At 43.2% G+C, this 12,931-nt stretch carries 11 protein-coding genes, 10 tRNA genes, 1 rRNA gene and 1 pseudogene; all 23 read right to left on the bottom strand.

Translation table 11 applies throughout. The features are described from left to right. Positions 1-157: 157 nt before the first annotated feature. Positions 158-378 (bottom strand): annotated as a pseudogene (locus HNQ34_RS14965) (MerR family transcriptional regulator); the annotation flags it as partial. 264 nt (positions 379-642) lie between these two features. After that, the gene (locus HNQ34_RS14960; RefSeq protein WP_246364239.1) at positions 643-891 is read right to left on the bottom strand and encodes a hypothetical protein; all 249 of its coding nucleotides are present in this window, start codon (positions 889-891) and stop codon (positions 643-645) included. Between the two features lie 67 nt (positions 892-958). Further along, complete coding sequence (locus tag HNQ34_RS14955) at positions 959-1,273, bottom strand: DMT family transporter (RefSeq protein ID WP_183255973.1); 315 nt, start codon at positions 1,271-1,273, stop codon at positions 959-961. Further along, positions 1,274-1,615, bottom strand: a complete 342-nt coding sequence (locus HNQ34_RS14950; RefSeq protein ID WP_183255971.1) for a DMT family transporter — start codon at positions 1,613-1,615, stop codon at positions 1,274-1,276. A gap of 23 nt (positions 1,616-1,638) precedes the next feature. Beyond that, positions 1,639-2,220, bottom strand: a complete 582-nt coding sequence (locus tag HNQ34_RS14945) for a TetR/AcrR family transcriptional regulator (RefSeq protein WP_183255969.1) — start codon at positions 2,218-2,220, stop codon at positions 1,639-1,641. Positions 2,221-3,073: 853 nt separating this feature from the next. After that, the gene (gene glmS / locus HNQ34_RS14940; RefSeq protein ID WP_183255967.1) at positions 3,074-4,876 is read right to left on the bottom strand and encodes a glutamine--fructose-6-phosphate transaminase (isomerizing); all 1,803 of its coding nucleotides are present in this window, start codon (positions 4,874-4,876) and stop codon (positions 3,074-3,076) included. A 397-nt stretch (positions 4,877-5,273) separates the two neighbouring features. After that, positions 5,274-6,620 (bottom strand): phosphoglucosamine mutase, encoded by a 1,347-nt coding sequence (gene glmM / locus HNQ34_RS14935; protein WP_183255966.1) that lies wholly within the window; start codon positions 6,618-6,620, stop codon positions 5,274-5,276. A 21-nt stretch (positions 6,621-6,641) separates the two neighbouring features. Further along, entirely contained in the window at positions 6,642-7,889 is a 1,248-nt protein-coding gene (locus HNQ34_RS14930) for a CdaR family protein (protein ID WP_246364237.1), read from the bottom strand. After that, on the bottom strand, positions 7,882-8,703 hold the full coding sequence (gene cdaA, locus HNQ34_RS14925; RefSeq protein ID WP_183255964.1) for a diadenylate cyclase CdaA: 822 nt from the start codon (positions 8,701-8,703) through the stop codon (positions 7,882-7,884). The genes HNQ34_RS14930 and cdaA overlap by 8 nt, the downstream gene beginning before the upstream one ends. 100 nt (positions 8,704-8,803) lie before the next feature. Then, positions 8,804-9,406, bottom strand: a complete 603-nt coding sequence (rsiW, locus tag HNQ34_RS14920; RefSeq protein ID WP_183255962.1) for an anti-sigma-W factor RsiW — start codon at positions 9,404-9,406, stop codon at positions 8,804-8,806. A gap of 13 nt (positions 9,407-9,419) precedes the next feature. After that, positions 9,420-9,983: an RNA polymerase sigma factor SigW gene (sigW, locus tag HNQ34_RS14915; protein WP_183255960.1), complete on the bottom strand. Its 564-nt coding sequence runs from the start codon at positions 9,981-9,983 to the stop codon at positions 9,420-9,422. A 145-nt stretch (positions 9,984-10,128) separates the two neighbouring features. After that, complete coding sequence (gene rocF / locus HNQ34_RS14910) at positions 10,129-11,031, bottom strand: arginase (protein WP_183255958.1); 903 nt, start codon at positions 11,029-11,031, stop codon at positions 10,129-10,131. Between the two features lie 142 nt (positions 11,032-11,173). Further along, positions 11,174-11,246: transfer RNA gene (locus HNQ34_RS14905), tRNA-Ala, on the bottom strand. Between the two features lie 15 nt (positions 11,247-11,261). Next, positions 11,262-11,333 (bottom strand) — tRNA-Gly (locus HNQ34_RS14900). A 6-nt stretch (positions 11,334-11,339) separates the two neighbouring features. Beyond that, positions 11,340-11,412, bottom strand: a tRNA-Lys gene (locus HNQ34_RS14895). A gap of 14 nt (positions 11,413-11,426) precedes the next feature. Continuing rightward, positions 11,427-11,501: transfer RNA gene (locus HNQ34_RS14890), tRNA-Gln, on the bottom strand. 399 nt (positions 11,502-11,900) lie between these two features. Then, positions 11,901-11,985: transfer RNA gene (locus HNQ34_RS14885), tRNA-Tyr, on the bottom strand. Between the two features lie 9 nt (positions 11,986-11,994). Next, a tRNA-Thr gene (locus HNQ34_RS14880) sits at positions 11,995-12,070 on the bottom strand. A 257-nt stretch (positions 12,071-12,327) separates the two neighbouring features. Then, positions 12,328-12,403 (bottom strand) — tRNA-Val (locus tag HNQ34_RS14875). Positions 12,404-12,417: 14 nt separating this feature from the next. Then, positions 12,418-12,489 (bottom strand) — tRNA-Glu (locus tag HNQ34_RS14870). A 21-nt stretch (positions 12,490-12,510) separates the two neighbouring features. Next, positions 12,511-12,583: transfer RNA gene (locus HNQ34_RS14865), tRNA-Thr, on the bottom strand. Position 12,584: 1 nt separating this feature from the next. After that, positions 12,585-12,659 (bottom strand) — tRNA-Asn (locus tag HNQ34_RS14860). A gap of 177 nt (positions 12,660-12,836) precedes the next feature. Further along, positions 12,837-12,931 (bottom strand): 5S ribosomal RNA (gene rrf, locus HNQ34_RS14855); the annotation flags it as partial.

Genomic DNA, 12,931 nt, shown 5'->3' with positions numbered 1-12,931 from the left:
GCTTTAAATAAAGCTGAGCCTTTTTGAGCAGAAAAAAAGAAAAAGACTTGGATTTCTCCAAGCATTTCAATCGTTGATTTATCAAGATTTTTGTACATAACTATAGTGATGAGTGATTTCAACATGCTGCAAGTTTTTTGTCAACGAACAAAATAGGATGTACGAAATTTGCAAGTTTTTGATAGATCGAATTCATTGCTTTAGCTATAGCTTCTTGTTCATCTTTAGACATGCTTCCGATTTTAGCGTTTGCTTTGTCGACATCTTCATCTCCTCAACGTTCACGTGCTCTCGTTCATATGGATTATGACTAAAGTCAAAACCTTCAAATTTCTCTTTGTTCGTCATTTGAATTTCTCCTTTCATATGCTGAATGCTTATCCCCTGTAATAAAAGAAAAACACGAGCGAAGTCAGGCATTACCCGATTTTCACTCGTGTTCAGGGAACAGTTTTATTTTTTGTAGATAAACTTATATACGATACTAAACTGTTTTACATAGTCATATGCGCTATTGCGGATTTGTAAGAGCTACTAAGATCACTATGAAATTCTTTTGCGAAATCATCACCTTCTTGATTAGACTGCACCGCAAATTTTTCTGACTCATTGTTCAATTGAGCTTTAATTTGATTTACAATATCAGCAATATTCTGATTGTTTGTAACTAAACGGGACAGCCATCGCCGAATCCTTTTGAAACACAGGCACTTTCAAGTCTTCCGAGGTAAAGGTTAGCGAAGCATCCAACGCAAAATAGACCGTCACACAGGACGGGTTCGGGCAAAAGGCGCAAATCGCATTCAGGGTCGAACGTTGCCAAAGCCGCAGTTTTAGCAAGGATTTCAGCGTGATTAGCGGCACATGTCTTCCGTTTTGCCCGCAATGCATACAACTCGCTCTGTTGGTTTTCTTTCGGTTTGTCGAAGCACAACAGTCCATATGTTCATCCCTCTTTTCAGGATGTCCATTTCAATCCAATCACTGCAACGATGATGATTCCGATAAATGAAATCCGTTTCCAGTCTTTCGGTTCCCCGTAATACAACATGCCAACGACGGTTCCCCCGATTGTTCCAATCCCTGTCCAAACGGCATAGGACAGCCCCATCGGGAGGGTTTCCATAGCTGAAGCCAAAAAACAAAAACTTATGACAAATCCGATCATGGTGACGAGATAAGATTGCCATTTTCCATGTTTCATGATGAGATTCATACCCATTACGCCAACTACTTCAAACATTCCAGCCAAAACAAGAAATGTCCATCCCATTTATACCCCTCCTTCCTTCCCGCCCGTTTCGGCGGTGACCAGTTTTAGACCTAATACGCCGATGAGGAGCAAAAGGAGGAATAGGATTTTCGTCCAACTGAAAGGTTCTCCGAAAAAGATGATATCAACCAAAGAGGTCCCCGCTGTTCCTATCCCCGTAAAAACAGCATATGCGGTAGCAACAGGAACTTTTTTTGTGGCTTGAATCAATATAACAAAGGATAAGATGATTAGAAAAAAAGTGCCAGCCCAAGAAATCAAGTTCGTTGAATGCTTCAGCCCCATCGCCCACAAAACCTCAATAAGACCAGCAATAACAACCCATGCCCAATATCGATTCATTCAATTTCCTCCAAAAACGGTTGTCAATTTCCCGAAAGTCCACGCCAATACAGATACCAGGAGGCATCCAATCTTCTCCGCAAGCGTTCGGGGCTTCCGTATATCATCTCAACAAATATTCCGTCCAATAATGCCAAAAATGCAACAGTGGCCCGCTGTTCACCGATGGTCGGATTCACTTCTCCTTTTGCCACCGCCTTCTTCATGATCGGAAGCAACAGTTCCTCCAACTTATCCAAGTATTTGTAAACATGTTTCATCACCTGACGGTAGAGATGGAGCGGCGGAAAAAAAGCTGTGCGGATCCAAAATTTGGCGGAATCACATTTCTCATATCGGTCTATATATTTCAAAAGAAAATCAAATAAAAACTCCTTTAACGGCCGAGCAGAGTTGCTTTCGATAAAATTCATAACGAACCGCAATTCGTTCTCACATGCATCACTGCATAATTGCAGAAAAAGCTCGTCTTTTCCTTTGAAATGGGTATAAATCGATTGTTTCTTAATCCCTACATCATCGGCGATCTGTGCCAACGAGGCACCTTCATATCCATGTTGTGCGAAATGCTTTAAAGAAACTTCCTTGATTTGCTGTGAAGTCATCGAATCATCCTTCCGAACGTTCGTAAGGAAATGTTAACATGCATTTTGTTTCAGGTCAATTGCCCATTTCGTTCAAAAGCGTAATGTATCCGTTACATCCTTTTGTTTTTGCTAAATAGAGCTGAACCGTTCGCTGGAAAAAGACCGTGGCTTGACATGGAACCTCTATGGTCATGATTTTTACAAATGGAGGCAAAAGCTTTGGAAAAGATATCAGAGTAAAAAATCGAGAAAATGCTTGATTTATCAGGAAGTTTCGCGTCTTGCGAACCTAGTGAAGCGGCGAAAAAAGCCGAGGAAAAACAGGAATGGATACCTGAATTTCGCTCGGCTCGTCACATGACTTTTTAGGCTTTGGGCAAAGTTTAATTGCTTTTTACAAACCTTGTCAAGAGACAATAATTCATGTCCATCCCACAACGTTCCCCTCACCGCCTCTCTCGCCTACAGCAGCAAGGGTTTTCAGGTTTTGAGGAGCCAGTTGGTACAAAATACCAGGAAAATAAAAAGTGTCCGTCGAATTGGAAGGAATTAGTCGAAAAGGCGGCAGGGAGCACGAAAATGGAACGTTGGGAAATGTCTAGGGAAATAATTTGAGTGATTAGTTGGAGAAGCTTAATCGGATCATAGCGGGAGGGGGTATATTGGGAAACTGCTTGATATATCAGCTCCCGTTCCTATCCCACTCTCCCCTGTATAACTATCAACAAAAAAAGAAGCCCAGCATGGATCCAGGCAAAACCCTAACCACGCTCGGCTTCATGGACATTTATTATTGTCCCTGGACAGTTTTTATTGCCCCAGGACGGGATGTATTAGCTGTCTACAATTTTCATATCATTTCTTCTAAGCTTTACTCCACCGTTACCGACTTCGCTAAGTTGCGTGGTTTGTCGACGTCGCAGCCGCGGTGTAATGCCGCATAGTAGGCAATCAACTGCAACGGCACGACGGAAACAAGCGGCGTTAACATGCGATGAACGGCTGGAATCACATAGCGATCTTCGTCTGTTTCCAAACCTCTCATCGAGATGATACAAGGGTTTGCACCGCGAGCCACCACTTCTTTCACATTGCCGCGAATGCTTAAGTTCACATGCTCTTGTGTCGCCAACGCAATGACTGGCGTACCGTTTTCGATCAACGCGATCGTACCATGCTTCAACTCACCGCCGGCAAACCCTTCCGCTTGGATATAAGAGATTTCTTTTAATTTCAACGCACCTTCAAGCCCAACGTAGAAGTCAACCGCGCGGCCGATGAAGAAACAATTGCGCGTCGTCGCTAAATATTCGCGGGCGATTTTCTCCATTTCTTCTTTCGCATCGCAAAGCATTTCCATCACGTTCGCAACGATTCCCAATTCTTTCACAAGATCAAAATCAAGCGCAATACCCTTTGCTTTTGCTGCTATTGCTGCCAAAATCGCAAGCACCGCGATTTGTGCCGTATACGCTTTTGTCGAAGCTACCGCAATTTCTGGACCGGCATGAAGAAGAAGCGTATAATCTGCTTCACGTGATAATGTAGAACCAGGCACATTCGTAATCGTCAACGCTTTGTAGCCAAGCTCTTTCGTGCGCACGAGCACCGCACGGCTGTCTGCCGTTTCACCGCTTTGTGAAATGTAAATAAATAGTGGCTTTTCAGATAACAACGGCATGTTGTATGAAAACTCGCTCGCGATGTGCACTTCAACAGGAATTTTCGCCCATTTTTCCAACAATTGTTTGCCTACTAATCCTGCATGATAGCTTGTGCCGCACGCAATAATATACAGCCGATCCGCTTCTAACACCGCATTAACAATCTCACGATCAATCGTTAACGCGCCCGTTTCATCCTGATATTTTTGGATAATGCGGCGCATCACAAGCGGTTGTTCATCAATTTCTTTTAACATGTAATGCGGATATGTGCCTTTTTCGATATCGCTTGCATCTAATTCGGCAATGTATGGCGCACGCTCAATCGTTTCTCCGCGTAAATTTTGAATCGTTACGCTGTCAAGTTTGACGATGACCATCTCTTTGTCCATTAATTCTACATACTTGTTTGTCACTTGAAGCATGGCCAACGCATCGCTCGCCACAACGTTAAACCCTTCGCCTAACCCGGCTAAAAGCGGGCTTTTATTTTTCGCTGCGTAAATGACCTCATCATTTTCTGCATCGATCATCGCAATTGCGTAAGAACCTTTCAGCAAAGAAAGCGCCTTACGGAACGCTTCTTCGACCGTTAACCCATCGTTGACGAACGTTTCGATTAACTGAACGATCACTTCTGTATCCGTATCGCTTTTAAACGAAACATCCGCTAAATAATCACGTTTTAACAGCTCATAGTTTTCAATAACGCCGTTATGCACGAGCGTAAAACGTCCCGATGCGCTTTGATGCGGATGGGCGTTCGTTCGGTTTGGCACACCATGTGTCGCCCAACGCGTATGGCCGATTCCGATCGTCGCATCGACATCTTCCGCTACAATCGCACGCAAATCAGCAATGCGGCCTTTTTCTTTAAATACGTGCACGCCTTGTCCGTTCAATAACGCAATGCCCGCAGAGTCATAGCCGCGGTATTCCAATTTTTCAAGTCCGCGCAATAAAATTTCTTTTGAATCTTGTGTTCCAATGTATCCAACAATTCCGCACATAAATCGTTCCTCCCTGTTTTTCAAGGGGCAAGAAGGGGCATGTTTCTTGCCCCTTTTCATGATGAAAGATTGCGATTATACCTTCCCCTTTGTGCAAAGAGTCGCCTCTTTGTTTTAAGGAAAGGCTTGCGGCTGTAATCGCAACAACCGGGAGGCATCCGCCGAACATTCGATCAACCTCCTCCTCGTCAACTAAGCGGTTTTCCGACCGCCGCTTAGCCCAGGCGCTTCCAAAAAATAAACTCTCCTACCCACCTTTCTCTCTTAAATCACAACAACGTTAATATTACAGTAACACGCTCGTAAGCGTCAACTGTAATATTCGTTACAAAATAAAATATGCATAAATGGAATACAACGTTCCATTTATGCATAGGATGTTTGTGACAAATCGTCATTATTCAATTCCCATTTCTTCTTTAATCACATTGGCAATTCGCTCGACATAATTTCGGCATGCCTCTTCCGTCGGCGCCTCCGCCATCACTCGAACGAGCGGCTCTGTTCCAGAGGCACGAACAACAATGCGGCCATTTCCGCTCATCTCGCCCTCTACTTCCTGAATGACGGCTTTTACTTTCTCATTTTCCATCACTTGATGTTTATCGGCCACTTTCACATTGACTAAAAGCTGCGGATATTTTGGCATCTCGCTTGCCAACTCTGAAAGCGGCTTTTTCGTTATTTTCATAATGTTGACAAGCTGAAGAGCCGTTAATAAGCCATCACCTGTCGTGTTGTAATCGAGGAAAATAATATGTCCCGATTGTTCACCGCCTAAATTGTATCCATTTTTCTTCATTTCTTCGACTACATACCGATCGCCGACCGCTGTTTGCACACTTTTAATTCCTTGTGCCTCTAATGCTTTATGAAACCCGAGATTGCTCATAACGGTCGATACAACCGTTTGGTGTTTTAAACGGCCATATTCTTTTAAAAATTTGGCGCAAATGTACATAATTTGGTCACCGTCGACAACATTCCCATGTTCATCAACCGCAATTAACCGGTCGCCATCTCCATCAAATGCTAATCCTACATCTGCCCCTTTCTCTTTGACAAATGCAACTAGCGCTTCCGGATGCGTAGAACCGACCCCTTCATTAATATTAATTCCGTTTGGCGAAGCACCCATCGTTAATACATCCGCTTCCAAATCGGCAAAAAGATGCGTCGCCAACGAAGAAGTCGCTCCGTGCGCGCAATCAAGCGCAATGCGAAGCCCTGAAAAATCTTCGTCCACCGTTTGTTTTAAATATTGTAAATATTTTTGTCCGCCTTCAAAATAGTCGTTCACTTGGCCTAAATCTTTACCGATTGGTCTTGGTAATGTATCTTCCGGGCTGTCTAGCAACTCTTCAATTTCTCTTTCTTGCTCATCAAACAGCTTAAAGCCGTCCGGACCAAAAAACTTAATGCCATTATCTTGAACAGGATTATGCGAAGCCGAAATCATAATGCCGGCCTGCGCTCCTAACGCTTTTGTCAAATAAGCTACGCCTGGCGTCGAAATAACGCCGAGGCGCATGACTTCCGCTCCGATCGAAAGCAATCCAGCCACAAGTGCTCCTTCCAACATATGTCCGGAAATGCGCGTATCGCGCCCGATTAACACTTTTGGTCGCTCTTTATCTTTTGTTAATACATAACCGCCGCAACGGCCGATTTTAAACGCTAACTCAGGTGTTAATTCACTGTTCGCTATTCCGCGTACCCCATCAGTACCAAAATACTTACCCATTACAATGATCTCTCCTTTATTTCATGATCGCTGACTAATTCGCATTCTCACTTTATTTTTCGGCAACTCCCATGTAATGTTTTGCGGACCATTCACTTCCACTTCTACTTCATGTTCACCAACCCCTAGTTCATTCGCATTCACATATAGCTGGATATCATCTGCTTGAATACTACTTAATACACTAGGAGCACCATATACTTGAACATCCATCGTTCCATCTTGCGGATCTAAAAACTGAACCGTATATTGATCCCCTAACCCTAAGACCTGAATCGGTAGAGATGAAAATGTTTTCGTCTGTTCCTCTTGAACTTGTATATAAACTTTTACTTTCGAAGGATCCACATTTTTAACGCCTTCCGGCAACGGAACTTTCATTTCAAATGTTGTATCATTTGTAATTTCATCCAAGTTCACTGTAATGCCGTCGATAAATTCAATCGAGTCGATCTTGTCCTTCGATCCGAAAATCGTCACTTCATTTGGGACGGTTTCAATTTTAACAATACTTAACCCCTTTTTTAAAGTTCCTATCCGGTTAATTTTTAACGGAACGGATTTGCTAGGGCTTTTAATCGGTACCGTTACTTCCACAACCGACGGATTGATGTCTACATTCAGAATCTTTCCTTCTCGGTCATACGCCATCACCCGTGATTCTTGCTTCACAGTATCCGCCGCTCCGTCTAAATCGACTCTGGCCTTCACCAACGCCACTCGTTCCATGACATCTTTAGCCCCTGTAATCGTCACCACACTCGGCTTCACAATCGGTTCTTCAGCCGAATATCCATCGTCCAGTTTATTTTTATGGATAAAATCAACATCAACGGAGAAATCTCGTGAAACTTTTTCTTGAATCGTTACCTTCGCTGTAGATGGTTCAATTTTCACCGTCAGTTTATCGGAAATATTTTTATATTTGAGCGGAACCGTATACGTCCCTAATTCTAAGTTCGTTAAATCGACATATATTTCAAAATCCCGCTGCAACGCTGTCGGCTTCAAAATACTGGCCGGTCCTTCTAACGTTACGTTCACCGTTTTCGGAACACCTGACACGACTAAATTTTGCTCATCATAATATGTGACGACGGGAACATTGGTAACTGTTTCAACGTCTGTCTGACCGATCGAATTGCGTGTAATGCCTGATTTCGATTCTTTTTCTTCAATATTGACAGACATATACAACATAATCGCTAATAAAAGCGCAAAAATTTTCATAAACCAATGATTGTTCATTAATTTATCTAATTTATCCATGTTTCTTCCCCCTCCATTGCCAACGGGATGAGGAAGTTGTCTTCGTTGCCGGTATTAACTCCTTCATGAGCAATTCGCGAAATTGCTCCGGAGTTAAATCTCGATGCATCTCCCCGTTTTTTGTCACTGATACAGCACCCGTTTCTTCCGATACTACAACCGTCACGCTATCGGTCACTTCGCTGATCCCTAATGCAGCACGGTGGCGCGTCCCTAATTCTTTTGAAATAAACGGGCTTTCGGATAACGGTAAATAGCAGCCGGCTGCGGCCACATGATTTTTCTGAATAATGACCGCCCCGTCGTGCAACGGCGTATTCGGGATAAAAATATTAATTAATAATTCCGATGAAATCTGAGCGTTAAGAAGAATTCCCGTTTCAATATAATCACCCATGCCCGTTTCGCGTTCCACCGATATAAGAGCGCCAATGCGCCGTTTCGCCATATATTCCGTCGCCTTAATAATCGCTTCCACCATTTGCGCTCGCTCTTCTTCTTCCGGAACAGTGCTTCTTGAAAATAGCTTTCCCCTCCCTAGTTGCTCAAGCGCCCGCCTTAACTCCGGTTGGAAAATAATAATAATGGCTAAAAATCCCCACGTTAACGCTTGGTCCATTAACCACTGCAGCGTGCTAAGACCTAAAAAATTACTGACAATCCGCACCAATATAATGAGAATGATTCCTTTTAAAAGCTGGACCGCTTTCGTTCCGCGAATCACCATAATTAACTTATAAATGACGTACCAAACAAGAAGAATATCGACGACTTTCGTTATATAACTCAACACCGGGAGCTCTCCAAAAGGCATTCTCACACTTCCTTTATTATTCTGATTCCGCTATATTTTATTTACGCAGCTCTTTTATTATATCACATACAGAAAAAGAGCCGCCAAAAGAGACGGCCTTTCATTCAAACAAATCTTTCACTACACTTTTTATATTATACCAAACCCAATCGAATACCTCATTAATTTCTTCCACTTCTCCAGTTACTTGTCCGGCGGAAGCTAAATATTTTTCCCCGTGAATCACGGTGACATTTCCATTCACTTTTCCTTCAATTTTAATCGTTCCGTTACGTACCACAATGTCGCCATCTACTGTTTTTCCCTTTGGAACAATGACGGTATGACCTTGAATGACGACATTTTCCCGCGTCGAAACAGAAAACTGCTGTCCTTGATTCCACGTCGTAAAAAGGCTGCCAACCGTTAAAGCAACAAATAAAGAAGCAGCTGTGATAAACGGATGATTTTTCAACCACCTTCCGATACGAACCCGTTTCTTTTCTTTTGGCAGTTTGGCCATCACATTCTTCGTAAAATCGGAAGGCGGGGCAAGATGGGAAGCATGTTGAATAAACGCCACTGTCTTTTTTAAACTATTAAAATGATGAGAACACTCCGGGCAATGCTGCAAATGTTCCCGTAACGCCTTCTCATGATCAGGAACAATATCGCCATCTAAGTAATCGTGCATCCATTCGATGATCTTATCCGGACATTTCATTCGTTTTCACCTCTCATAAATGTCCCAAATGCTTTCTTAATGCCTCTCTTCCACGATGAATTCTCGTTTTGACGGTCCCGATCGGCAAATCAAGGATTTCACTAATTTCCTGCAATGATAAATCCTCGATATATTTTAGCACAATCACACTTCGGTATTTTTCCGGAAGCTTTTCAATCGCTTGTTGAACCGTTTCCTGTAACTCTAAACTTTCTACTGTATCTTCGGGAGAAGCTTCTTTTGCAGGAAGTTGGGAATACACTGTTAATCCTTCTGTCCCTCTTACTTCCTCGTCCAAATAAACGTCCGGCTTTTTTTTGCGCAGTTTATCAATCGATAAATTCGTTGCAATCCGATAAAGCCACGAAGAAAATTTCATCGTTGGGTTATACGTATCAATGTTTACATACGCTCGAATAAAAGCTTCTTGGGCCGCATCTTCTGCCTCATGCCGATTTCCGAGCATTCGATAACATAACCGATATACCTTATCTTTATAAAGCTCGACAATTTCGGCATACGCATTTTGATCTCCTTTTTGAATCGCTTTAATTCGCTTTTTCACAAACATGTCCATAATTCATAATACCCCCGCTCATTGCGGTTATTATTGTATACGTTTTGAAGCAAAAAAAAGTTTCGCTTCTCGACGCACTATTTATTTTAACATATTTACAGAAAAAAACAGCAGACAGATTTTTTTTCGCCTGCTGTACAAAATGTTATACTAATTTTTCGCCAAAAAGCGAACCCATCAACGCCACTGCAACAGAAGCTGTTTTATTTCGTTCATCTAAAATCGGATTGACTTCCACAAATTCCGCAGATGTAATGAGCTGAGCCTCTGCCAACATTTCCATCGCTAAATGGCTTTCCCGATATGTAAGCCCGCCAATGACCGGCGTCCCTACCCCAGGAGCATCGTGAGGATCAAGGCCATCTAAATCTAATGACAAATGTACGCCATCGGTACGCTCTTTTAAATAAGCAATCGTTTCTTCGATCACTTTTGTCATACCGAGGCGATCGATTTCGTGCATCGTGTACACTTTAATTCCTTTTTCACGAATCAACCGTTTTTCGCCTTCATCAAGCGCTCGCGCCCCGATTAACACAATGTTTTCCGGCTTTACTTTCGGGCTGTACCCGCCAATTTGCGTCAGCGCTGGATGGCCTAATCCAAGGCTAGCGGCTAGAGGCATACCGTGAATATTTCCTGATGGGGACGTTTCCGCTGTATTTAAATCTCCATGGGCATCATACCAAATGACGCCAAGGTTTTTATAATGTTTAGCTACACCCGCTAACGTACCGATCGCAATACTATGATCGCCGCCTAATACGAGCGGGAAATTTCCTTTTTGAATCACTTCGTCTACCGTCTGAGCCAATTTCTCGTTCGCCTCAGCAACGGCTTTCAAATTACGTAAGTTCAATCGCTCTCCTTCATCGTCGACTCGTTCTGCTTTTCCGATCGCAATATCACCTAAATCCTCAATTTCATAATTGAGGCACTCCAATCTCTCGACAACTCCCGCGTAGCGAATCGCACTTGGGCCCATATCGACACCGCGTCGTGTTTGACCTAAATCCATTGGAACACCAATAATCGATATTTTTTTCATGATGTCTCTCCTTCCCCTTACACTGCCTATATTGTATCGAATCATCGAACATTGACTCAACTCGACACTTTTTTGAATATTTATTCGATTGCAAATATGCATAAAAAACCCCTTAAATCCACAGGATTTAAGGGGTTTTTTATGGAGCCTATCGGGATCGAACCGATGACCTCCTGCGTGCAAAGCAGGCGCTCTCCCAGCTGAGCTAAGGCCCCTCAATATGTTAATGAAGCGGAAGACGGGACTCGAACCCGCGACCCCCACCTTGGCAAGGTGGTGTTCTACCACTGAACTACTTCCGCATCAAGTGAGCCATGGAGGACTCGAACCTCCGACCCTCTGATTAAAAGTCAGATGCTCTACCTACTGAGCTAATGGCTCGTAATATATGTTAATGGCTGGGCTAGCTGGATTCGAACCAGCGCATCACGGAGTCAAAGTCCGTTGCCTTACCGCTTGGCTATAGCCCACTGATACAACTTCATGAATTAACATCATAGAATTAACTTCACGAACTAGCAACGCAAAACGATATTTTGAAAAATTTCCTTCAGAAATTTTGCGAAATATCGTCGACAATGACTAAATTCGCAAATCACTTAAGGAACATTTCTTGAGTGTCTATTAGGAAATTCGGGAAATGTTCCGACATTGATATTACGATTTAAAAACATAATGAAACGCTTTGTATAATCAACACCGCAGAAATTATTTTGGCGATTTCTGTAGAAAATCCACGAAATCTTAATAATCCCAAGCGTTATTATCCCACATAAACAACAAATCATACGGCCAAAAGACAAATAAAAAAGTTATTTCAAGATACAAACAGTGAAATAACGTCGTTGTTTTATTATATTATGTATAAATGGTGGAGGGGGACGGATTCGAACCGCCGAACCCACAGGGAGCGGATTTACAGTCCGCCGCGTTTGGCCACTTCGCTACCCCTCCACAAGAGGATGGTGCCGGCTGCAGGACTTGAACCCGCAACCTACTGATTACAAGTCAGTTGCTCTACCAATTGAGCTAAGCCGGCTTAATAAAATTTTAAAACATTGCTTTATAAATCATTTCTTAATTATCGTCGTCTCGCCCTCAGTATGCTTTACCAAGCAGCAGCTCGAGCAGTATGCTAACTAAAACTACACTCACTGTAGCGTATTCGGCCGTGTTGTGCCTCTTCCTCTACCAGCATATTCCAATATACTATGCGTCGAGGCAACTCGTAGCTTATTCATAGAAGCCTCGCTCGTCTCTATCAATTGAGCTAAGCTGGTCCTGCGATCTACTATATGGTGGAGGATGACGGGATCGAACCGCCGACCCCTTGCTTGTAAGGCAAGTGCTCTCCCAGCTGAGCTAATCCTCCAAACAAAAAGAAAGTGACCCGTACGGGATTCGAACCCGTGTTACCGCCGTGAAAGGGCGGTGTCTTAACCACTTGACCAACGGGCCAAAAAAATAATAATAAATACAAGCTTCCAACCGGGCTTGAACCGGTGACCTCTTCCTTACCATGGAAGTGCTCTACCTACTGAGCTATGGAAGCATGGCTCCGCAAGTAGGATTCGAACCTACGACCTACCGGTTAACAGCCGGTTGCTCTACCGCTGAGCTATTGCGGAATATATGTTAGAAAACATAATTACTAAATTGCAACATCGTTTTCCTTTCTTATTTCTACTGCCTCTTCCTCTTCGAGACGATTCGAGGATGATGGCTGCGTCGAGGCAACTCGTAGCAGATTCACCGATGTTTCGCTCGTCGCTGAGCTATTGCGGAATATTTTGTATTTATATACAGCCTAGCAACGTCCTACTCTTGCAGGGGCGCTGGCCCCAACTACCATCGGCGCTGGAGAGCTTAACTTCCGTGTTCGGGATGGGAACGGGTGTGT

The sequence above is a fragment of the Anoxybacteroides tepidamans genome (genome assembly GCF_014201465.1).
Lineage (GTDB): Bacteria > Bacillota > Bacilli > Bacillales > Anoxybacillaceae > Anoxybacteroides > Anoxybacteroides tepidamans.
This window is presented reverse-complemented; position numbering and strand designations above follow the sequence as displayed.